Origin of the sequence: Kaistia algarum, from assembly GCF_026343945.1 — a bacterium.
Taxonomy (GTDB): Bacteria; Pseudomonadota; Alphaproteobacteria; order Rhizobiales; family Kaistiaceae; genus Kaistia; species Kaistia algarum.
On sequence record NZ_JAPKNJ010000002.1, the window covers coordinates 885,937 to 908,591 of the forward strand.

Annotated in this window: 17 protein-coding genes and 1 tRNA gene; 8 read left to right on the forward strand and 10 right to left on the reverse strand. The window is 64.7% G+C overall.

What is annotated here, in order from left to right; genetic code table 11:
* Positions 1–148: 148 nt before the first annotated feature.
* The gene (locus OSH05_RS17385; protein WP_104221018.1) at positions 149–712 is read left to right on the forward strand and encodes a hypothetical protein; all 564 of its coding nucleotides are present in this window, start codon (positions 149–151) and stop codon (positions 710–712) included.
* Positions 713–718: 6 nt separating this feature from the next.
* On the opposite strand, the gene dnaE is transcribed toward OSH05_RS17385, so the two are convergent.
* The gene (gene dnaE, locus OSH05_RS17390) at positions 719–4,195 is read right to left on the reverse strand and encodes a DNA polymerase III subunit alpha (protein WP_104221017.1); all 3,477 of its coding nucleotides are present in this window, start codon (positions 4,193–4,195) and stop codon (positions 719–721) included.
* Between the two features lie 388 nt (positions 4,196–4,583).
* Between dnaE and OSH05_RS17395 the strand changes: the two genes are divergently transcribed.
* Positions 4,584–4,655 (forward strand) — tRNA-Ser (locus OSH05_RS17395).
* Positions 4,656–4,867: 212 nt separating this feature from the next.
* Here OSH05_RS17395 and OSH05_RS17400 read toward each other — a convergent pair.
* The 6 genes from OSH05_RS17400 to OSH05_RS17425 form a co-directional block, all read right to left on the reverse strand.
* Positions 4,868–5,854: a Gfo/Idh/MocA family protein gene (locus OSH05_RS17400; RefSeq protein ID WP_104221015.1), complete on the reverse strand. Its 987-nt coding sequence runs from the start codon at positions 5,852–5,854 to the stop codon at positions 4,868–4,870.
* A gap of 193 nt (positions 5,855–6,047) precedes the next feature.
* Positions 6,048–6,323, reverse strand: coding sequence for a TM2 domain-containing protein (locus OSH05_RS17405; protein WP_104221014.1), 276 nt, complete (start codon positions 6,321–6,323; stop codon positions 6,048–6,050).
* A gap of 73 nt (positions 6,324–6,396) precedes the next feature.
* Positions 6,397–7,086: an ABC transporter ATP-binding protein gene (locus OSH05_RS17410; RefSeq protein ID WP_104221024.1), complete on the reverse strand. Its 690-nt coding sequence runs from the start codon at positions 7,084–7,086 to the stop codon at positions 6,397–6,399.
* 29 nt (positions 7,087–7,115) lie between these two features.
* Positions 7,116–8,384 (reverse strand): lipoprotein-releasing ABC transporter permease subunit, encoded by a 1,269-nt coding sequence (locus tag OSH05_RS17415; RefSeq protein ID WP_266352675.1) that lies wholly within the window; start codon positions 8,382–8,384, stop codon positions 7,116–7,118.
* Between the two features lie 49 nt (positions 8,385–8,433).
* Complete coding sequence (gene proS / locus OSH05_RS17420; RefSeq protein WP_104221022.1) at positions 8,434–9,753, reverse strand: proline--tRNA ligase; 1,320 nt, start codon at positions 9,751–9,753, stop codon at positions 8,434–8,436.
* Between the two features lie 521 nt (positions 9,754–10,274).
* Complete coding sequence (locus tag OSH05_RS17425; protein ID WP_104221013.1) at positions 10,275–11,159, reverse strand: SMP-30/gluconolactonase/LRE family protein; 885 nt, start codon at positions 11,157–11,159, stop codon at positions 10,275–10,277.
* Between the two features lie 387 nt (positions 11,160–11,546).
* Here OSH05_RS17425 and OSH05_RS17430 point away from each other — a divergent pair, with 387 nt between their 5' ends.
* The 3 genes from OSH05_RS17430 (at position 11,547) to OSH05_RS17440 (ending at position 15,826) form a co-directional block, all read left to right on the forward strand.
* Positions 11,547–12,629 (forward strand): substrate-binding domain-containing protein, encoded by a 1,083-nt coding sequence (locus OSH05_RS17430; RefSeq protein ID WP_104221012.1) that lies wholly within the window; start codon positions 11,547–11,549, stop codon positions 12,627–12,629.
* A 133-nt stretch (positions 12,630–12,762) separates the two neighbouring features.
* Entirely contained in the window at positions 12,763–15,048 is a 2,286-nt protein-coding gene (locus tag OSH05_RS17435; protein ID WP_165801712.1) for an ABC transporter permease, read from the forward strand.
* Entirely contained in the window at positions 15,041–15,826 is a 786-nt protein-coding gene (locus OSH05_RS17440) for an ATP-binding cassette domain-containing protein (RefSeq protein WP_104221011.1), read from the forward strand. Before OSH05_RS17435 ends, OSH05_RS17440 begins: the two co-directional genes overlap by 8 nt.
* 10 nt (positions 15,827–15,836) lie before the next feature.
* Here OSH05_RS17440 and OSH05_RS17445 read toward each other — a convergent pair whose 3' ends face one another.
* Together OSH05_RS17445 and moaA are read right to left on the reverse strand one after the other, a co-directional pair.
* Positions 15,837–16,745, reverse strand: a complete 909-nt coding sequence (locus OSH05_RS17445) for a DMT family transporter (RefSeq protein WP_266352676.1) — start codon at positions 16,743–16,745, stop codon at positions 15,837–15,839.
* A 282-nt stretch (positions 16,746–17,027) separates the two neighbouring features.
* Positions 17,028–18,056: a GTP 3',8-cyclase MoaA gene (gene moaA, locus OSH05_RS17450; RefSeq protein WP_104221009.1), complete on the reverse strand. Its 1,029-nt coding sequence runs from the start codon at positions 18,054–18,056 to the stop codon at positions 17,028–17,030.
* A gap of 131 nt (positions 18,057–18,187) precedes the next feature.
* Between moaA and OSH05_RS17455 the strand changes: the two genes are divergently transcribed.
* From OSH05_RS17455 to ligD, 3 genes are all read left to right on the forward strand, one after another.
* On the forward strand, positions 18,188–18,556 hold the full coding sequence (locus OSH05_RS17455) for a gamma-butyrobetaine hydroxylase-like domain-containing protein (RefSeq protein WP_104221008.1): 369 nt from the start codon (positions 18,188–18,190) through the stop codon (positions 18,554–18,556).
* Positions 18,557–18,619: 63 nt separating this feature from the next.
* Positions 18,620–19,543 carry a non-homologous end joining protein Ku gene (gene ku / locus OSH05_RS17460; protein WP_104221007.1) on the forward strand — a complete coding sequence of 308 codons (924 nt, stop codon included), beginning with the start codon at positions 18,620–18,622 and terminating at the stop codon, positions 19,541–19,543.
* Between the two features lie 2 nt (positions 19,544–19,545).
* Complete coding sequence (ligD, locus tag OSH05_RS17465) at positions 19,546–22,083, forward strand: DNA ligase D (protein ID WP_104221006.1); 2,538 nt, start codon at positions 19,546–19,548, stop codon at positions 22,081–22,083.
* Here the strand turns inward: ligD and OSH05_RS17470 are convergent.
* Positions 22,073–22,627: an RNA 2'-phosphotransferase gene (locus tag OSH05_RS17470; protein ID WP_266352754.1), complete on the reverse strand. Its 555-nt coding sequence runs from the start codon at positions 22,625–22,627 to the stop codon at positions 22,073–22,075. The genes ligD and OSH05_RS17470 overlap by 11 nt on opposite strands.
* Positions 22,628–22,655 lie beyond the last annotated feature (28 nt).

A 22,655-nucleotide genomic window follows, 5' to 3' on the forward strand; every position in this document is an offset into this window, starting at 1 on the left:
GCGCGCCAGGACTAGACCGAGCCATCACCAGCCACGCTCGGCGGCTCTCGACAGCCATCGCGTCCCTGGCCCAGGAGCATCGGCGCGCCATGGCGGCCGCGCCGCCTCGCCGCTATGCTCCTCCGGCCTTTCGTGCGGGGAGCCTCATTTGGACACGTTTCGTTGGATCGCCGTCGTCTTCTCGATGATCCTCGGGCTCGGGGTTGCACGGCTGCTGACCTCGGGGGCGGCGGTGTTTCGCGCCCGCCGCCGCGCCGAGATCGACTGGATCCCGCTCGTCTGGGCCGGCTTCATCTTCCTGCAGCAGATCACCTTCTGGTGGAGCCTCGAGGAACTGGCGACCATGATGCCGAAATGGACATTTGGCAGCTTCCTGTTGCTGGTCGGGCTGGTGCTCGCTCTGTTCCTGGCCGCGGCGCTGATCCTGCCACCTTCCGAAATCGCCGAAGGGGAGAGCCTTCGCCGCTATTTCGAGGCTGACGGCCGCTGGAGCCTCATCGCGGTGGCCGTCTTCAATGGTCTTGCCCTCCTCATCAACCTTCTCTTCTGGGGCACGCCCGTCCTTTCGGCGGCGACGTTTCTCAACCTCGCGCTCGGCCTGCTGCCGATCCTGGTCTTTGCCGGCTCCCGGCGCGTCCAGATGCTTGGCACGGTGCTCTATGTGCCGGTCGGTCTCTATGCCGCGGCGCAATTGCTGCCGACGAGCTATTGAGGCCGCCTAGACCAGTTCGACATGCTCAATGCCACCGACCGCGCGCAGCGCGCTGGCCAGTTGCGGTGATAGCGCGTAGCGGCCCGGGAGTTGGACCTCGACTTCGCGCTGGCCGCCATCCAGCAGCAGGACGAGGCTGACATCGCCGTCGCCGCCGCGCGGCAGATGGCGGTCGAGGCTTGGCAGCGGCGCCTCGCCGCGCAGGAAGACGCGCAATTGCTTCAGCCCCGTCGCCATGGCGTCGAGCGGCTTGACCGAGACGATGCGCACGCTGATGCCCTCCGGCCGATCCTCGGCGGCAACCTGCACGACTACCGAGAGGCCGGGCTCCAGCACGTCGCGAAACTCGTTCAGCGCCTCGGAAAAGAGGATCGCCTCGAACTGTCCGGTCGGGTCGGAGAACTGGACGATGCCCATCCGGTTGCCGGTCTTGGTCTTGCGCTCCTGCCGCGCCGTCACCGTACCGGCGAGACGCCCTGCAGCGGCGCCGCGATGCACGGCCTCGGAAAAATCGGCCCAGTTCTGGACGCGCAGCCGCTTCAGCACCGGGGCATATTCATCGAGCGGATGCGCCGACAGATAGAAGCCGACCACCGCGAATTCACGCTGCAGCTTTTCCGCCGGGAGCCAGGGCTCGGCCGGCGCGAGAACGAGCTTCTCGGCTTCCCCCCCGCCCCCGCCGAACAATTCATCCTGCCCGAGCGCGGCGCCCTCGACGCGGCGGGCGCCGAGGCCCATGATCCGGTCGACGCCGGCCGTGACGCGGGCGCGGTCGGGCTCCAGATCGTCGAGCGCGCCGGCCGCGATGAGGCTTTCCAGCGTGCGCTTGTTGAGGATCTTCGGGTTGATGCGGGCGGCGAAATCCGACAAGTCACGGAACGGCCGCTCGGCCCGCGCCTCGACCAGATGCTCGACCGCCTGCGCACCCACACCCTTCACCGCGGCCAGCGAATAGAGGATGCGGCCCGCCTCGACGTCGAAGACGGCGCCCGATCGGTTTACCGACGGCAGATCGACCTTGATGCCGAGCCGCATCGCATCGCGGCGGAAATCATTGACCTTGTCGGTGTTGCCCATGTCGAGAGTCATCGACGCGGCAAGGAACTCGGTCGGATAGTTCGCCTTCAGATAGGCCGTCTGATAGGCGACCAGCGCATAGGCCGCTGCGTGGCTCTTGTTGAAGCCGTAATCGGCAAACTTCGCCAGCAGATCGAAGATCATGTCGGCGTGGTCCTGGGTCAGGCCCTCGCGAACCGCGCCCTCGACGAAGCGGGCGCGCTGCGCATCCATCTCCGCCTTAATCTTCTTGCCCATGGCGCGGCGCAGCAGATCGGCTTCGCCGAGCGAATAGCCGGAGAGAATCTGCGCGATCTGCATCACCTGTTCCTGGTAGATGATGACGCCGTGCGTCTCCTTCAGCACCATTTCCAGCTTGGGGTGAAGGTAATCCGGCTTCTCCTCGCCATGCTTGCGCGCATTATAGACCGGGATATTGTCCATCGGACCGGGGCGATAGAGCGCGACGAGGGCGATGATGTCCTCGAAACGGTCCGGCTTCATGCCGACCAGCGCCTTGCGCATGCCCTGGCTTTCCAGCTGGAACACGCCCACCGTCTCGCCGCGCTGGAGCATCTCATAGGTCGGCTTGTCGTCGAGCGGCAAAGCCGAAAGATCGAGTCCAATCCCGCGCTTGGCGACGAGTTTTACAGCGGTTTCGAGGACCGTCAGCGTCTTCAGGCCGAGGAAGTCGAACTTGACCAGGCCGGCGCTTTCGACCCATTTCATGTTGAACTGGGTGACCGGCATGTTCGAGCGCGGATCCCGGTAGAGCGGCACCAGCGCGTCGAGCCTTCGGTCGCCGATCACGATGCCGGCGGCGTGGGTCGAGGCATGGCGATAGAGGCCCTCGAGCTTCTGCGCCATGTCGAGCAGGCGCGCCACGATCGGTTCCTCATCGCGGGCGGCGCGCAGGCGCGGCTCGTCCTCGATCGCCTTGTCGAGCGAAACCGGATTGGCCGGATTCTGCGGCACCAATTTGCACAGCCGATCGACCTGGCCATAGGGCATCTGCAGCACGCGGCCGACGTCGCGCAGCACGGCACGCGCCTGGAGCGTTCCAAACGTGATGATCTGCGCGACCTGATCGCGGCCATATTTCTGCTGGACGTAGTCGATGACCTCGTCGCGCCGGTCCTGGCAGAAGTCGATGTCGAAATCCGGCATCGAGACGCGCTCGGGATTGAGGAAGCGCTCGAACAGCAAGGCGAAGCGCATCGGGTCGAGATCGGTAATGGTCAGCGACCAGGCGACCAGCGAGCCGGCGCCCGAGCCACGCCCCGGGCCGACGGGAATCCCCTGCGATTTCGCCCATTGGATGAAGTCGGCGACGATGAGGAAATAGCCCGGAAACTTCATCTTCTCGATGACCGAGAGCTCGAATTCGAGCCGGTCCCGATAATCCTTGTCCGAGAGGCCCGGCGCGAGGCCGTGGCGCTCGAGCCGACGATCCAGACCGCCGCGCGCGGCCAGCCGCAGCGCCTCGATCTCCGCGGCCTCGGCCGCCTCCGGCTCGGCATCGGCGCCAGCGAAGCGCGGCAGGATCGGCTTGCGCTTCATCGGCCGGTAGCGGCATCGCATCGCGATCTCGACCGAATTCGCCGTCGCCTCAGGCAGATCGGCAAACAGCGCGATCATCTCGGCGCGGGTCTTGAAATAATGCTCCGCCGTCAGCCGGCGGCGCTTCTCCTCGGCGATCACAGCGCCCTCGGCGATCGCGATCAGCGCGTCATGCGCCTCATAGTCGCCCCGCGCCGGGAAAAACGCTTCGTTGGTCGCGACCAGCGGCAGGCCCATGCCATAGGCGAGCGTCAGAAGTTCGCTCTCATGGCGCGCCTCGTCCGGCGTGCCGTGGCGCTGTAATTCGACATAGAGGCGGTCGCCGAACAAAGCAGCGAGGCGGGAAAGACGCTCGCCGGCAAAAGCGCCCTGCCCGGCACGGATCGCCTGGTCGACCGGCCCGTTGGCGCCGCCGGTCAGCACGATCAACCCCTCACTTGCCGCCTCCAGCGCGGCAAAGGAGATATTCGGCTTGTCGATCGCCTCGCTCTCCATGAAGGAAAGCGAAACCAGACGGACGAGGTTCCAATAGCCCGCCTCGCTGGCGGCGATCAGCACGAGATCGGCAAGTTGCCGCCCGGCAGAGGCGCCGCGCCGCCCCGGCTCGAAGCCATCGTCAAAGGCGACAGCCATCTGGCAGCCGATGATCGGCTGAATGCCGATCTCGACCATCTTTTCCGAGAATTCCAGCGCACCGAAGAGATTGCCGGTATCGGTCAGCGCCAGGGCCGGCATCTGGTCGGCAAGCGCCAGCTTGGTCAGCTTCTTGAGAGGCAGCGCCCCTTCGAGCAGCGAATAGGCCGAATGGACGCGAAGATGCACGAAGCCGACCTTCGATACGATCCCGGCCCGCTCCGCACTGCCCATGGCTCGTCTCCCGCCGCGCCCGCCCGACTCGGGGGCCGCCTAGTGCCCCATTCTCCCGCCCAGACGCTCCATAGTCCACGGCCAACGCCGTGGCCCATCGTCGCCTGTGGAGAACGGAAGACGCAGCTCAGACGAGGCGGGCGACGAGATCCGACCAGAGCGTAACGGTCGCCACAAACGAAGCGAGAACGACGAGAGCGGCGGCATCGCGAAGCAAGATCGACATCGGCTTATCCCCTGAATTCACATCGATATCCCCATATGTTCATGTTTTGTTCTTTTCGTCAACAGCCGGGATTTAGGGGTAGTGTCTCAGTTTGGAATTCTAGTAGACTCGCGCTATAGTTGCTGCGTCGTGCGAACACGACCTGCCTCGAAAGGCTGTTGCAGTGGTAGCTCAGGTGGATAGAGCGCCCGCCTGCTAAGCGAGAGGACGCGGGTTCGAGTCCCGCCTACTCTCCTAGGCGCTTTTTGTACGGCCCGCGCTCTCCTTGCTTTCGCGACCGCGCGTCGATCCGTTCGGCGATGACTTCCACCGTCCCCAGCCGATCCGCGTCGCCCCCCGTCATGGCTGGCGGCAGCTTGTGCGCCGTGACCTGATGGGTGGGGTCGTGCGAGACGACATGGAGCGACAGCGCGCCTGCGCGTAACGGCGCCGGGATCGGCCGCGTTCTACACCTCCACCCAGCCGCCCGCGTCGGCGCTTGCATAGATCGCGTCGATCACGCGCTGGTTCTTCACCGAATCCTCGAGCGTGAAGATGCGCTGGGTCTCGCCGCGCGCCGCGCGCACGAAGGCCTCGGCTTCGAGGCGGTATTGATGGGTGCCGGGGAAGCGCAGGATGCGGGCCTCGTCATGCGATCTGTTGTGCCACTCGATCCGGTGGTCGTCATAGAGGCCGGCATTGAAGGGCGAGCGGACCTCGATAAAGCCCTCGTCGCCGTGGAAGACCATGAGCTGGCGGGCCGCGAGTTGCGTTCCGATGTAGAAGGAGAGGTCGAAATCGCCGAAATCGGCGTTGACGACCGAATAGATATCCGTGCCGAAAGTCTGGTCGCGCTCGACCGTGGCGCGCAGCCGCTTCGGCTCCTTGCCCGACACGAAGCGGGTCGAGACGGTCGGGTAGACGCCGATATCGGGCAGACCGCCGCCGCCGAGCTCTGGGATGTTCCGCATGTTGGTCGGATCGGTGAGGAAGTAGGAAAAGGCGCCCTGGACGTGGCGCAGCCGCCCGATCGCGCCGGAGCCGACGAGCTCCTGCACCTTGATCCATTGCGGATGGTGCACGACCATGAAGGCCTCGCTGATCAGCACGCCGTTGCGCTCGCGCGCCTCGATCACCGCGCCGATATCCTCAGCCTTCAGCGCCAGCGGTTTCTCGACCAGCACATGCTTGCCCGCGTCGGCGGCGCGGATCGCCCATTCGACATGCTGGGAGGTCGGCAGCGGGATATAGACCCCGTCGACCGCGTCGGAAGCGAGCAGCGCGTCATAGGAACCGAACGCCAGCGGCGCGCCGGTGCGATCGGCGAGTTCGCGAGCGCGCGCCTCGTCGCGGCTGGCGATCGCCTGGAGGACGCCATTGCCCGATTGCTGGATACCCGGAATCATCTGCTCCCGGGCAATGAGAGCCGTCGACAGAACACCCCAGCGAAACATCTTTGCCTCCCGTTTCTTTCAGAAATTATCCACGATTCGACCGCTTCCGACGTTACGCAGCGCGGTTTTCCCCTTCCAGCCCTCGTGGGACCGATGCCTCCGCGGAGGCGCATCGAACAGGCCCTGCCCGATGCGGGCGGCGTCCATACGTCGCCAGGGCCCGGTGGCCATCACCGGCGAAAGCGTTGCGTCCCTACAGCCCGTGCGCCGCGTATCGTTCCCTCAGTGCCTGCTGCCTGTCGCGGACCATGCCGGGGATGAGGAAGAGGTCGATCAGCCACCAGATGAAGCCGATGATGATGAAATAGGAAAGGATCTGCAGGATCGCCGAGGTCGTGCGGCCGAGGTAGAAGCGGTGGGCCGAGACCCAGCCGAGGAAGAACCAGAACAGATAGGCGACGGCGACGTCCGGGCCCTCATTCGTGACCCGCGCCTCGATCAGCAGCTTTTCCTCGGTCGACAGCGCCATTCCTATGCCCTCAGCCCTTGGCTTGTCGGCGCTTTCTTCACGCGAGCCGGAGCCCGCTTCTCTCGAAAGCGCTTCAAAGCTCGACGACCTGGCCGCCGGCCAGCGTGATCCGCCGGTCCATGCGCTCGGCGAGGTCCATATTGTGGGTGACGATCAACGCCGCGAGGCCCGAGGCGCGGACGAGGGCCGACAGCGCGTCGAAGACGTAATGTGCCGTCGTTGGGTCGAGATTGCCGGTCGGCTCGTCGGCGAGCAGGATGCGCGGCGCATTGGCGACGGCCCTGGCGATCGCGACGCGCTGCTGCTCGCCGCCGGAAAGCTCGGACGGGCGGTGATGGCCGCGCTCGGCGAGCCGCATATAGGAGAGCAGATCCCCTGCCCTTTTGGCCGCCTCGCGCTTGGAGAGGCCGCGGATCAGTTGCGGCATCATGACGTTCTCAAGCGCCGTGAATTCGGGCAGCAAATGGTGAAACTGGTAGACGAAACCGATCTGGCTGCGGCGGATCGCCGTGCGCTCGGCATCGCCCGCCGCGCCGACCGGCTTGCCGTCGATCAGGACCTCGCCGGCATCCGGCTTTTCCAGGAGGCCGGCGACATGCAGCAGCGTCGACTTGCCGGCGCCGGAGGGCGCTACCAGCGCGACGATCTCGCCGGCATAGACGGAAAGATCGGCGCCCTGGAGGATGGCGAGTTCGCCCGCCCCTTCCTTGAAGCGGCGCTCGATCCCGGCAAGACGCAGCACCGGCGGCGGGCCGGCGGCCATGGCCTCATAGTTCTCTGCGGCGAGTTCGCTCATTCGTAACGCAGAGCCTCCACCGGATCGAGCCGTGCGGCGCGCCAGGCCGGGAAGATCGTGGCGAGATAGGAGAGGACAAGGGAAATGGCCACGATCACCACGACCTCGCCGGGGTTCACCTTGGCCGGCAATTGGGACAGGAAATAGAGTTCTGGCGAGAAGAGTTCCGTGCGCGTCAGCCAGGAGAAGAACTGACGGATCGGCTCGACATAGGCGCAGATCAGCATGCCGAGCAAGACGCCGAAGAGCGTGCCGAGCGTGCCGATGGTAGCACCAGTTATAAAGAAGACGCGCAAGATTGCGCCTCGAGTCGCGCCCATGGTGCGCAGGATGGCGATGTCGTGGCCCTTGTCCTTCACCAGCATGGTGAGGCCGGAGATGATGTTGAGTGCCGCGACGAGCACAATCATCGTCAGGATCATGAACATCATCGTTCGCTCGACCTCGAGCGCCGAGAAGAAGGTCATGCTTCGCTGGCGCCAATCGGTCAGGAAGACCTGCCGGCCGGCCGCGGTCTCGATCTCGGGCCTCAGCGCGCCGGTCATCTCGGCGTCGTCGAGGTATATCTCGATGCCGGATGCTCTGTCGTCGACGTTGAAATAAGCCTGCGCTTCCGTGAACGGCATGAACACGAAGGAGGAGTCATATTCGGACATGCCGATCTCGAAGATCGCCACGACCGGATAAGCTTTGACCCGTGGTGTGACACCCATCGGCGTGATCGCGCCACGGGGGGAGAGCAGCGTAATCTTGTCACCGATCGTGAGGCCGAGCTGAGTCGCTAGCCTCGTCCCGATGGCGACACCGCCAGCCGTATCGAACCCGTCCAAGGTCCCCTGCCGAATATTCTTCGACAGGCTTGGAATGCTCGGCAAATCATCAGCGCGGACAGCGCGCACGAGCGCTCCCGTCGACGCATTGGACCCTGATGCGAGCACCTGACCTTCGACGAAGGGGATTGCTGACTTGACACCCTTCACCATCGAAACGCGTGTTGCGACGTCGGCGAAATCAGTCAGCGGCGTGTCGATTGGGTTCAGGATAATATGGCCGTTGATGCCGAGTATCTTAACGATCAATTCGGCTCGAAAGCCGTTTAACACCGACATCACCGTGATGAGCGTTGCCACCCCGATTACAATGCCCAGAAACGAAAGGGCGGCAATAACCGACACCGCCGCCTGCCCTCGCCGCGCGCGCAGATAGCGCCCGGCGAGCATCCATTCGAAGGCCGAGAAGGGTCTGGTGCCGTTCGGCTCCGCCATGAAGTTCCTCTTCGCGGCGCGTCCTGCGCCGTCTGCCGCCGACCGGCGGTCAGCCGCCGATCAGGCGATTCACCGCCGCGTCGAGTGTAAGCGTTTCGCGCTCGCCCGTCGCGCGCCGTTTCAGCTCGACTTCGCCATTGGCGAGCCCCTTCGGGCCGACGATGAGCTGCCACGGCAGACCGATGAGATCCATCGAGGCGAACTTGGCGCCGGCGCGCTGATCGACATCATCGTATAGGACGTCAATTCCGGCATTCCCGAGGCGCTCATAAATCCCGGCGCAGGCGGCGTCGGTCGCGGCATCGCCGACTTTCAGATTGATCAGGCCGACATGGAACGGCGCGACGCTGTCCGGCCAGATGATGCCGGCCTCATCATGGCTCGCCTCGATGATCGCGGCGACGAGGCGCGAGACGCCGATGCCATAGGAGCCCATATGGACGGCATGCTCCTGCCCGTCGGGGCCGGAGACCTTGGCGCCCATCGGCTCCGAATATTTGGTGCCGAAATAGAACACCTGCCCGACCTCGATGCCGCGCGCCGCGATGCGCCGATCCTCCGGCAGCGCCTCGAAGGCGGCCTTGTCGTGCATTTCGTAGGTGGCGGCATATTTCGTCGTCCAGGCCGTCACGATCGGGGTCAGATCGCCCTCGAAATCCGTGTCGGCGCCGGGAACGGGGGTGTCGAGCGCTTCCTTGTCGAGGAACACCGCGCTCTCGCCGGTCGAGGCGAGGACGATGAATTCATGCGTGGCGTCGCCGCCGATCGGGCCCGAATCGGCGCGCATCGGGATCGCCTTCACACCGAGCCGGTCGAAGGTGCGGAGATAGGCGACGAACATGCGATTATAGGCACGCCGCGCCGCCGCCTCGTCGATGTCGAAGGAATAGGCGTCCTTCATCAGGAATTCGCGACCGCGCATGACGCCGAATCGGGGGCGCAACTCGTCGCGGAACTTCCACTGGATATGGTAGAGGTTGAGCGGCAGTTCCTTGTAGGAACGCACATAAGAACGGAAGATGTCGGTGACCATCTCCTCGTTCGTCGGGCCGTAGAGCATCTCGCGCTCCTGCCGATCCTCGATGCGCAGCATCTCCTTGCCATAGTCGTCATAGCGCCCGCTTTCGCGCCACAGCTCGGCCGATTGCAGCGTCGGCATCAGGATCTCGACGGCACCGGCGCGGTTCTGTTCCTCACGCACGATCTGTTCGATCTTCGCCAGAACTTTCTTGCCGAGCGGCAGCCATGAATAGATGCCGGCGCCCTGCTGGCGCAGCATGCCGGCGCGCAGCATCAACCGATGCGAAACGATCTCCGCCTCCTTCGGGGTCTCGCGCAGGATCGGCAGGAAATAGCGGGAAAGTCGCATCGGCAGGAAGCTCCGCAGAAAAAGCCGGACGGGAAACGCCGGGAGAGTCGATTGGGCCGCCATCAAGCCATAGACGAACGAAAAGGCAAGGGCGACGCGGCGCCAGATCGTCGGGCGCAGCCGCCTTTCTGCGGCAAGGTCAAGCGATGGCTGTTCTGCCTCACCGAAGATCGCGATCATCGGCCGCTAAGGTCAGTCATACTGACGCAAAAAAAATGTGCTGACGCTGCACAAATTGATGACAAGTGTTCCGCCTTTGGATAACGTCCGTCACCATAAGAATGGGGCTGGCGAACAAGCACGGTCCCGGCAAAAGGCATCGCGGTCTAAGTCTTGGGAGGAAGCCCCCTCTGGCGCGCCGAAAGGCTGCTGCCGCCGGTCTCATAAAAGAGTTCGATAAGCCAATCGGGCGAAAAGCCCGGCTTAGAGGGGTAGGACGCGAACTGACAAAGGGCAAAGCTCTCGGGCTTTGCCCTTTTTTATTGGCCGGCTTTCTATCTCGTCGCTTCGAGGGATGGACGTCAACGATCCTTGAAGCGGAAGGCCGGCACGCCGGCGACCGGGGCTCGGCCCTCAAAGACGCTGCCGCTCAGCGGATAGGCAGCAAGTTGCTCGGCGCTGCGGCCTTCGCGGAGGCTGGTGACGAAGAGCGATCGGCCATCCGGGCCGCCGAAGGCCGGCATGGTCGGGGCGGCGGCAGGCACCGCGAAACTGGCGACGAGCTTGCCGTCCGGCGCGTAGCGATTGAGCTTCGCCGCCGAAATCCCGGCACTCCAGTAAAAGCCGTCCATGTCGGTTGCCCCGCCATCCGGCCGTCCGCCGGCATCGTCCGGCTCGGCGATGCGGGTGCGGCCCGACATCGCTCCGGTCGCCGGATCGAAATTCCAGCGGTCGATCCAGACGCCGCGCGTATCGGACAGGAACATGGTGCGGCCATCGGCGGTCCAGGCGAGACCGTTCGAGGCCTTGATGCCTTCGACTTTCGTCTCGACCTTTCCCGAAGCGTCGATGCGGTAGAGCGCGCCGATCGGCGCCTTGTCGGGCGCCTCGTTGATCGAACCGACCCAGAAGGCGCCGTCCGGCCCGACCTTGCCGTCATTCAGCCGCGCTGTGGGCTTGTCGGCGCCAACCTCGGCGAGGAGACGGCTCTCGCCATTTTCGGGATCGAACAGCACGACGCTGTGCTTCAACGCCACCACGAACTTACCCCCCTCGGTCAGCCCGAAGGAAGCGACCAGCGAGGGGAACGACCAGGAGCGATGCGCACCGGTCGCAAGCTCGACCGCGTGGATGTCGCCCTTCAGTATGTCGCAGAAAAGCAGGCGGCCCGCCAAAGCGTCATAGACCGGGCATTCGGCGAGCTGGAAAAGCGTCGGCAGCAACGGGCGAAGGCCGAGTTCGGTCATGGTGGTCTCCGATAAAGGTCGAACTGGGCCGGACCATGCCATGGCGTACCGCGCCCGTCGACTATGGCGGTTGACCGCGACGGCCTGAGGCCGCGCCGTGCGGTCGTCGATGGATTGCGGCAACAGGGTGAGGGAAAGACCGTTTGTGCTGCATTGCGATAGCGTAATGCAGCATCGATTGGGCCGATTAGAATGCGATGCGCAATAATTGATTGCCGACTGAAAGTTTATCTCCGCTCACAGAACCGTCTTTTCCTGAGGGCCGCCCCTCAGATTCGATCCTTTGGCCCTCAAAACAATCGTTGCGAGCGTTCGTGCCGTTGCATATGCTGCTGCAACTCGGAACGGCAAAGATTTCCGAGATCATCGACTTTCGGGAGGATCGTCATGAAACATCTGATGAAGACGCTTGCGCTCGGCGCGGCCGTCTCGCTGGTGGGAACCTACGCATTCGCGCAGTCCGGCACACTCGACAAGGCTGTCGGCGGCTATTCCTTTGAAGAAGCTGCGAAGGAAGCCCCCGGCACGAAGGATTTCCATTCCAAGGATGGCAAGCTGACCTTCGCCATCATCACGCATACGGCTGGCAACGGCTTCTTCGACCCGACCTATGTCGGCGCCCAGGTGGCGGCCAATGCCTTTGGCATCAATCTGATCAAGCTCGGCTCGGAAGCACCGGTCGACGATATTCCGCGCGAGATCGAGATCCTCAACCAGGTCATCAACGATCCGACCATCGACGGCATCATCCTGACGTCGCCGCAGTCGGGCGCCTATGACGACATCGTCAAGAAGGCCTTCGCCAACGGCATTCCGGTCGCCACCACCAATTCGTTCGATCCGAACATCCTCAACCGCTCGCAGATCAGCCATACCGGCCAGCTCTCGGCGGCAGCGGCGATCGGCGGCGAGGCGCTGGCCAAATGCGTGCTCGCCAGTGGCGCCAAGGGCGGCTCGATCATCTTCCCGTCGACGACGACGCTCGGCAATGAGGAAGTCAATCGCCGCGTGACCGCCGCCTTCGAGGCAACCGTCAAGGCGCTCTCCGACGCTGGCCGCCTCAACGACTTCAAGGTCGATGCGGGCCCGGAGAATATCGGCATCGACGTCAACAAGGACGACATCGTCAACTCGGTCGTCTCGCTGATCGAATCCCGCGGCGACGTGGTCGGCGGCTTCGCGGCCAATGGCTTCGTGACCCCGGCGCTGGGCGACGCGGTCGCGCAGCTGAAGCTCAACGGCAAGATCTGCGCCTTCGGCTTCGACCTCGGTCCGAAGCAGCAGGAACAGATCCGCACCGGCGCCCTCACCGGCTCGCTCGGCCAGCAGCCGTTCCTGCAGGGCTTCTGGCCCGTCGCGCAGCTCTATCTCCAGATCGACCGCGGCGTCTCCGCCGCCAATCTCGACACGAGCGCGCAACTCGTGACGAAGGACACCGTCGATCTGGTCGGCAAGCGCTTCGAGAACTGATCCAGACTCGATTTGGCACGTCGCGTCTCTCAGTAAGGCGCGACGTGCGCCAGCATGCTGCCGTCATTCCTGGCTCGGCCCGGAATGACGGAGCTTGGCCTTCGGCAACGCCCTGAATCCAAAGACCGAGTTGATGTCCGCAACCACCCTTCCCGCCCCTATCCGCCGCAGGCTGCCGCTCAATCTGATCGGCGGCTGGGAGGTGGGGCTGCTCATCTTCATGACGCTGCTCTACATCGCGGGCGTCTTCATCAACCCGAAATTCTTCGGCCAGACCGACGCCTTCTCGGCGATCCTGCGCGATACGGCGCGCTTCGGCGTCATGGCCGCCGGCATGACCTTCGTCATCGTCAACAAGGATCTCGACCTCTCGGTAGGCTCGACCTACGGCCTCGTCGCGACGGTGTTCTCGCTCGCCTTCTCCAGCTCCTACTATGATCTCGGCATTGGGCCTTCGCTGATCGCGGCCGTCGCGGCAGGACTGGCGGTCGGCCTCGTCAATGGCTTCTTCGTCACCTATCTGCGCGTGCCGTCCTTCATCACCACGCTGACCATGCTGTTCATCGGGCGCGGCCTCGTGCTCGGATTGACCGGCGGGAAGACCATATCCTTCAGCGAAAAGGCGGCGAGCAACGGCGCCTGGTCCTTCTCGATCGGCGAGACCAACGGCCTCGGCTTCAACAATCAGATCCTGATCTTCATCGCCGTCACGATCGTCGGCATGATCGTGCTCGCCAAGACGCGCTGGGGATACGAGACCTATGCGACCGGCGGCAACGAGCTGGCCGCGACCTATGCCGGCATCCCGACCCGCCGCGTGCGCATTCGCGGCTACGTGCTCTCGGCCCTGTCGGCAACGCTCGCCGGCCTGATGGCGGTGGCGCAGGACAAGGGCATCACCTCGCAATATGGCCAGGGCGCGGAACTGATCGTCATCGCCTCGGTGATCGTCGGCGGCGCCTCGATCCTGGGTGGCCGGGGACGGCTGCTGGGCGGCGCGCTCGGCGCGGTGCTCGTTACTCTCATCGACAAGGTGCTGCGCGAAGGCATCCCGATGACGCGCATGGTCAAGGTCGGCAAGGTCGAGATGCCGGTGCAGGGCATGGCGCAATTGCCGCCCGGCGCCGTGCCGGCCTTTCTCGGACTGATCCTGCTGGTCGCCGTCCTGATCGAGCCCTGGATCATCCGCCGCAACGTCTTCCCCCGCCTCTGGGCGCGGCTCAACGGCCGCCCGCTGCCGCCGATCATCGAGGTCGGCGGGGTTGCGATCGAGGGCGCGCAGACCAAGGGCTCCTCGGCCTCCGACCGTTCGATGCGGGCGAGCGGGCCAATTGGCCGCTTCCTGGCCCGCCGCGACGCCGCCGCGATCCTGCTCGCCGTCGCGCTGTGGCTGGTCGGTCTCTATCTGCGGCCCGATTTCTGGGGCTCGATCGACAATTCCTTCAACCTGATGCTGTCCTTCACCGAGGTCGGGCTGCTGGCCATCGGCATGACTTATGTCGTCGCGAATGGCGACATCGACCTCTCGGTCGGCTCGATCCTGGCGCTGTCGGCCGCGACCTGCGCCTTCTTGATGAAGCAGCTCGGCTTCGATCCGTGGACGGCCGTGTTCATCGCGATGCTGGCCGGCGCGGCCGCTGGCCTTGTCAACGCAGCGCTCACCGTCGGCTTCGGCCTGCCCGCCTTCGTGGCGACGCTCGGCATGTTCTACATGGCGCGCGGCATCGGCGCCTGGATGACCGCCGGGCGGCAGCTTTCCTCCTTCCCGGAAGCCTTCAACCTGCTCGGCCGCAAGCTCATCGATATTCTCACTTATTTCGGCATCGACCCTGCCCCAGGCACCCTCCTCTACGACATCGCGGCGGCTCTGAGCGTGCAGACCATCTTCATGGTCGTCGTCGCCATCCTCGCCGGCATCGTGCTCGCCAAGACGCCATTCGGCCAGATGATCTATGCGACCGGAGGCAACCGCCGCGCCTCGGAATATGCCGGCATCAATACGGGGCGCGTGCGCGCGATCAGCCTCGTCTTCTCGGCGCTGTGCGCGGCATCCGCTGGCGTGATCTATGTGGCGTTCCTGCGCTCGTTCAATCCGTCGGCCGGCCAGCTCCGCGAACTCGATGCCATCGCGGCGGTGATCATCGGCGGCGGCTCGATCTTCGGCGGCTACGGCACGGTGCTGGGGGCGCTCGCCGGCGCGGCTGTGATCGCCCTGATCCGAGCGCTGCTCTCTCTCCAGCTGATCCTCTCCAACGGCCAGTCCTTCGTGATGCCGCAGCACTGGGTCAATGTGTTCATCGGCCTGATCCTGATCATCGCGGTGGTCGGCGACATCTGGCTGCGCCAGAACGACGCCCTCGCCTCCCTTCGCCAGTTTCTCCTGCCGCGCCGCAAGCCCGGAGCCAAGACCCATGCCTGAAACGACGCCCCTTCTGATCGAGATGCGCAACATCTCCAAGGCCTTCGGCCCGGTCCAGGCACTCAACAATGTCAACCTGACGCTGGGGCCCGGCGAAATCCTAGGTCTCGTCGGCGACAATTCAGCCGGCAAGTCGACGCTGATGAAGGTGATGACAGGCGCCTATCAACGCGACAGCGGCGACGTGCTGCTCGACGGCAGGCCGACGCATTTCAAGAGCCCGCATGAGAGCCGCGCCGACGGCATCGAGATGATCTACCAGGACTTCGCGCTCTGCGGGAACATGGACATCGCGCAGAACATCTTCCTCGGCCGCTGGCCGCGTCGGGGTCTCTTCGTCGACCGTCGTCGGATGTATGCCGAGGCCAATGACGTGCTGAAGCGGCTGAAGGTCGATGTGAACTCGGTGTTCCAGAAGGTCGAGAGCCTCTCGGGCGGCCGCCAGCAATCCGTCGCGATCGCGAGAGCCATCTCATTCAATCCGCGCGTCGTCGTGCTCGACGAACCGACCGCCAATCTCTCGGTCATGGCGACCGACCGCCTGCTGGAGACGATGAGCGAACTGAAGAAGCAGGGCGTCGCGCAGATCATCATCTCGCACCGCCTCACCGACATCTTCGAGGTCGGCGACCGCATCATGGTGATGAAGCGCGGCCAGGCCGTCGGCGACCGCTACATCGCCCATACGGACGAGGCCGAAGTGTTGGAAATGATCGTCTCCGGCACGCCGGAGAGCGCGCTCACGGCGGATCAGGCGCTCGCCGCCAAGGCGGCGTGACAGCGGCGCCTCAGGCGGACGCGGCGGCGGCGCGCGCCGCGAGCTTCTGTTCGCGGCGGAAGGAGTAGACGCCAGTCGCCACCACGATCGCCGTGCCGATGAGCATGTAGCGGTCCGGAATGTCGCCGAAGACGAGATAGCCGAGCGCGATCGCGAAGATGATCACCGAATAGCGGAACGGCGCGACCACGGCGACGGCGCCATGGCGCATGGCGAGGATGACGCAGCCATAACCGACCATGAGCAGGCAGGCCGCGCCCGAGAGGATCAGCCAGTCCTCGCGCGATGGATCGACCCAGGTCTCGGTCAACGACAGCCCCGCGCCCATCACCAGGACGCCGATTGCCGTCACGGCGGTGATCACGAGCGTGGGAATCCCCGGATGCATCCGCCGTGTCACCAGATCACGCATCGAGATGAAGGCCATGGAGCCGAGCGCCGCCAGCGAATAGACATCGAAACCGGACAGGCCCGGTCGCATGATGATCATGACGCCGACGAAGCCGACCCCGATCGCCGTCCAGCGCCGCCAGCCGACCGTCTCGCCGAGGAACACAGCCGCGGCGGCCGTTGTCATCAGCGGCACGATCTGGTTGACGGCCGAGATGTTGGCGAGCGGCATGTGGAACAGCGCATAGAGATAAAGCAGCGTCGCGCCGACCTCGCCGATGGTGCGCCACAGCACCATGCGGTCGAGCGCCATGCGCCAATATCGATAGGTCCCCGTCGCCAGCAGCACCACGACCATCAGGACGAGCGCGACCAGCCCGCGCATGACCAGGATCTGCCCGGTCGGCAGATGGGCACTGGCGAGCTTGATCAGCGTATCGTTCAGGATGAAGACGAAGCTCGACATCATCATCATGATGATGCCGCGCAGATTGGCGGCGAAGGGGGACATGAAAGCAGAGGCACGCACGGCGAATCGGCGCCGCGGAAGACCGGGTCAAAACAGAATGGTCAGGACAAAGGCAGATTGAACAATCGGCAGGCAGGATGCAACCGGCAGACCGAGAATTCGACCCTTCCACGGCTCCAAAACGCTGGTTGGTTTCCCCTCCCCCTTGCGGGGAGGGTCAGGGTGGAGGTCGAGGGCGTGGGACTCGGCGCAGAAAGGGCCGTGCGGACAGCGCGGCCTCTCCCCAAAATCGAAAGTGACACCGCGCGCCCCACCCCGGAAGGGGGCAGGTGAAGAACGGCCCTATCCGCCGGTCATGCTCATATGGCGGCCGAGCGCCGGGCGCTGGTGGTCGCGGTCGATGATGAAGTCATGGCCCTTGGGCTTCCTCGCGATCGCCTCGTCGATGGCGGCGGCGATGAGTTCGTTGCCTTCCGAGGCGCGCAGCGGGGCGCGCAGGTCCTTCGCGTCCTCCTGGCCGAGGCACATGAACAGCGTGCCGGTGCAGGTTACGCGGACGCGGTTGCAAGTCTCGCAGAAATTATGGGTGAGCGGCGTGATGAAGCCGAGCCGGCCGCCCGTTTCCTCCACCGTGTAATAGCGCGCCGGGCCGCCTGTGCGATGCGCGCTGCCGGTGAGCGTCCACTTCTCCTCGAGACGGCGCCGAACCAGCGACAGCGGCAGATATTGCTCCGTCCGGTCGCCCTCGATCTCGCCGAGCGGCATGGTCTCGATCAGCGTCAGCTCCATGCCGAGCCCATGGGCCCAGACCATGAGATCCTCAATCTCGTGTTCGTTCTCGCCCTTGAGCGCGACGGCATTAATCTTGACGGCAATCCCCGCGGCCTGCGCCGCCTCGATGCCGGCAAGCACCTTCGAGAGATCGCCCCAGCGCGTCAGAGCGCGGAAGCGGTCCGGATCGAGCGTGTCGAGCGAGACATTGATGCGCCTCACCCCGGCATCCGCGAGCTCCGCGCTGTAGCGCGAGAGCTGCGAGCCGTTCGTCGTCAGCGTCAATTCCTCCAGCGCACCGGAGACCAAATGGCGGGACAGCGAGCGGATCAGGCTCATAATGTTGCGGCGGACCAGCGGCTCGCCGCCTGTGAGGCGCAGCTTGCGGACGCCCTTCTCGACGAAGGCCGTGCAGAGACGGTCCAGTTCTTCCAGCGTCAGCACGTCTCGCTTCGGCAGGAAGGTCATGTCCTCGGCCATGCAATAGACGCAGCGGAAATCGCAGCGATCCGTCACGGAGACGCGCAGATAGCGGATCGACCGCCCGAAGGGATCGACCATCGGCGTCGTTGCTGGCTGGACCGCGGTGATTTCGTTCATGGCTTTTCCGGAGTCGGAAGCTGCGCGCCTTCCTTATCTAGAGGATCAGGGCGCGACTTCAAAGGCATTGGCTCCCCTGGGCTTGCCGGAGGCGCCGGATCGGCCTAGCTAGCCGGCAGCAAGGAGCCATCATGTCCGACAATGCCCCCTGGCCGACCGAGATCCGCCTGTCGCCCGATCGGCGTACGCTGACTGTCGCCTTCGATGATGGCAGCCGCCATGTGTTCGCCGCCGAGTTCCTGCGCGTCGTCAGCCCTTCGGCCGAGGTGCAGGGCCATAATGCGGCGCAGCGGCAGACCGTGCCCGGCAAGATCGATGTGGTGATCGAGAAGATCGATCCGGTCGGCAACTACGCCGTCCGGCTGCATTTCGACGACGGCCACCATACCGGCCTCTATTCCTGGATCTATCTGGCCGAGATCGGCCGCGATCACAACCGGCTCTGGCAGCGATATCTGGACGAGATCGCTGAGAAGGGGCTGAAGCGCGAGGCCCGCTAGAGGCGGCGCGGAACCCAGAAGCCTTGGCGCCGTTGATCTTGTTCCGCACCAGGGGACCTCGCCATGCCGCGCAGCAGCCGACCGCGTCAGACCGCCAGCGACAAGACCGCCAAGCCGTCCTCGTCGGGCGGTCCTCGGCCGATCTGGACCGGCACGCTGCGCCTCTCGCTCGTCTCGGTTCCCGTCATCCTCGTGCCGGCGACGCAATCCTCCTCCCATCTGGCGCTGCACCAGATCCACGGGCCAAGCGGCAAGCGAATTCGCTATGACAAGGTGGCACCGGGCGTCGGGTCGGTCGATGCGGACGATATCGAGAAGGCCGTCGAGGTCGGACGCGACCGCTATGTTGTGCTCAGCGACGCGGAGCTTGATTCCCTGAAGATCGAGGCGAAGCGGACGCTGGACCTTGTGCAGTTCGTGAAAGAGGGTGAGATCGATCCGATCTGGTTCGAGCGGCCCTATTATCTTCTGCCGGATGGCGGCGATGCCGAGGAACCTTATGGCGTGATCCGCGATGCGCTTCGCAAGAGCGGCAAGGTTGGCATCGGCCAGTTCGTCATGCGCAACCGCGACTATGTCGCCGCGCTGAAGCCCTGCGGCGACGGCATGATGCTGGAGACGCTGCGCTTCGCCGACGAGGTCAAGGATGCGAGCCGCATCTTCGAGCCGATAAAGCGATTCAAGGCTGACCCAGAACTGCTTGACCTCGCTGGCGAATTGATCTCGCGCAAGACGGCCGATTTCAACCCCGACGCCTTTCACGACCGCTATGCCGAAGCGTTGAAAGCGCTGGTCGAGGCGAAGGCCAAGCATGAGCGCTTCGTCGAGGTCGAGGACGAGGAGCTGCCGAGCGGCGGCGCCAAGGTCATCGATCTGGTCGAGGCGCTCAAGCGCAGCGTTCGCGCCGCTTCGGGCGATGAGAAGGCGTCCGAGCCGAAAGCGGAGAGCCCGAAGCCGGCCCGTGCGCGCAAGGCGAAGGCCAGCTAGCCATGGCCCCCGCCCCGCGCAACGAAGCCGATCTCTCCGTCTACCGCCAGAAGCGCGACTTCTCGAAGACCTCGGAGCCGGGCGGCGACAGCGCCGGAACGCCGGGGCATCGCTTCGTCGTGCAGAAACATGATGCGACGCGGCTGCATTATGATTTCCGCCTCGAACTGGACGGGGTTCTGAAGAGCTGGGCGGTGACGCGCGGACCGAGCCTCGACCCGTCCGAGAAGCGCCTTGCCGTGCGCACGGAGGATCACCCGGTCGACTATGCCGCCTTCGAGGGCGTCATCCCGGAGGGCCAATATGGCGCCGGCACCGTCATCGTCTGGGATCATGGCGACTGGGAGCCAGTCGGCGACCCGCATGAGGGGCTGGCCGATGGCAAGCTGACCTTCCTTCTCTATGGCGAGCGGATGAAGGGCGAATGGGCGCTCATCCGCATGCGCGGCGGCAAGAGCCGGGCCGACGCCAAGCGCGAGAACTGGCTGCTGATCAAGGCGGACGACGCCGAGGCGAACCGCGAGGCCGACATTCTCGATGCCGTCACCAGCGTCAACAGCGGCCGCGACCTCGCCAAGGTGACGGAGGATGCCAAGCATGGCGATGCAGCAATCTATGGCAAGCCGACGAAGCGGCCCGGCAAACCCGCAGCCGCGCAGGCCATCCCTTCCCGGTCGAGAAAGGCCAACCTCCCCGATTTCGTCGAGCCGCAGCTTTGCGCCCTCGTTGAGGACGTGCCGAAGGGCGACGATTGGCTCTATGAGATCAAATTCGACGGCTACAGGGCGATCGTCGCGGCCGATGGCGACGCTGTGCGCATATCGACGCGGAACGGGCTCGACTGGACCGACCGCTTCGCGCCGCTCGCCCGCGCCGTCGGTTCGCTCGGACTGAGCTCGGTTCTCATCGACGGCGAGATCGTCGTTCTCGACAATAATGGCGTTTCCGATTTCGGCGCGCTGCAGAATGCGATCGAGGAAGGCGGCGGAAGGCCCGTGCTCTTCGCCTTCGACTTCCTCGTCGAGAACGGCCAATCGATCGCCGATCGCCCGCTGACCGAGCGCAAGGCCCGGCTGGCGGCGCTGCTGAAAGCGGCGCCGAAGCAGGATCGCGTCTTCTTCAGCGACCATGTCGAAGGCGATGGCGCCGCCATGCTCGGCTCGCTCTGCGAGAAGGGATTCGAAGGCATCATCGCCAAGCGCGCCGATGCCCCCTACCGGCCGGGGCGGCGGGACTGGCTGAAGATCAAATGCGGCCACCAACAGGAATTCGTCATCGCCGGTACCTCGCCTTCAACGCGTGGCCGGCCTTTCGCCTCGCTATTGCTCGGCGTGCAGGAGAAGGATGGGCTGCGCTATGCCGGGCGCGTCGGCAGCGGCCTTTCCGGCGCCGAACTGGATCGGCTGGAGGCCAGTTTCGCCAAGCTTCAGCGCAAGACCTCGCCCTTCGTCGGCGAGGTGCCGCGCGAGATCGCCCGCGATGCGCGATGGCTGAAGCCTGAACTCGTAGCCGAGATCGCCTTTGCCGGCTGGACGCGCGACAATCTGGTAAGACAGGGTCGTTTCCTGGCGCTGCGATCCGACAAGGCCGCCGACAAGATCGTCATCGAAAAGCCGGCCAAGATCGCGACGAAGGACAAGACCGAGGAGCGGGAGACGCCGCCGATGAATGTCCGCCTCACCCATCCCGAGCGCGTGCTCTATCCGGACGAGAACATCACCAAGGCCGATCTCGCCGCCTATCTCCAGGCTGTGGGTCCGAAGATGCTGCCGCATGTCGAGCGGCGCATATTGAGCCTGGTGCGCTGCCCCGACGGGGCCGAGAAGGCCTGCTTCTTCCAGAAGCACGCCTCGCGCGGCATGCCGGAGGCATTTCACGAAATCCCGGTTTCCGAGAAGGATGGCGGCAAGGAGGATTATCTCTATGTCGACACGGTCGACGGCCTCGTCTCGGCGGCGCAGATCGGCGGACTGGAGCTCCATATCTGGGGCTCGCACATCGACACAATCGAGCAGCCCGACCGCATCGTCTTCGATTTCGATCCCGACGAGAGCGTCGCCTTCGAGGAGGTGAGACAAGCGGCGGTGACGATGCGCGAGGCGCTGGACGCGCTGGGCCTCAAGAGCTTTCCATTGCTCACCGGCGGCAAGGGCATCCATGTCGTCGTGCCGATCCTGCCCGAAATGGAATGGCCGGCAGTGAAGGGCTTCGCCCGCGCGCTGGCCGAGCACTTTGCCACCAATGAGCCGAACCGCTATGTCGCGACGATGAGCAAGGCCCGGCGCAAGGGCAAGATCTTCATCGACCATTTCCGCAACGAACGCGGCTCGACTGCCATCGCCCCCTTCTCGCCCCGCGCCCGCGCCGGAGCGCCGGTCGCCTGGCCGGTTGCCTGGGACGCCCTTCCCGGCTTCAAGGCGGCGAATGCCGTGACGATCGCGAACCATGAGCAGCAGGATACGGACGGCTGGAAGGGCTATTTCGACGTCCGGCAGAAACTGACCGCGACGATGCTGAAGGCGCTGGGGGTCAAAGAGTAGACGGCGGCGGGGTCAGGAAACCCGGCGGTACGTTGTCGGTCAGCCAGACGCCATTGTCGGCGAGATAGAATCGAAAGCCGGCCTCGTACATGCGCCGTGCTGCAATCACGAGGACGACGGGTTTGCCGTGGCGCTGGCCGACCTTTGTGGCCGTCGTCTCCTCGGCCGAGAGGTGGACCTGCTGGCGTGACTGAGGCTTCAGGCCTTCGGAGAGGATGGAATCAAGGAATCGCGTTGCCGTGCCGTGAAACAGGGTTTCCGGCGGCTCCTTCGGCGCTAGACCGAGCTCGACAGGGACGGAATGGCCTTGCGCCGCTCGTATCTTCAATCCGTCTGCCGAGATCGAGAAACGCTTCTTGTCGCTGGTCTCGACGACCTGACGCAGTTCGTCTCGATCGAACGACGTTCCCGTCTCCCAGCTCTTTGCAATGAGTTCGTCAATATCAGCCCAACCGTCCGCCGACAGGATCAGCCCGATGGAGTCGGGCTTGTGACGCAGCACGAAGCTCAGATATTTGCTCAATTGGATGGTGTTGATCGGCACGGAAAGCTGCTCTGGTCCAAACGCTGGT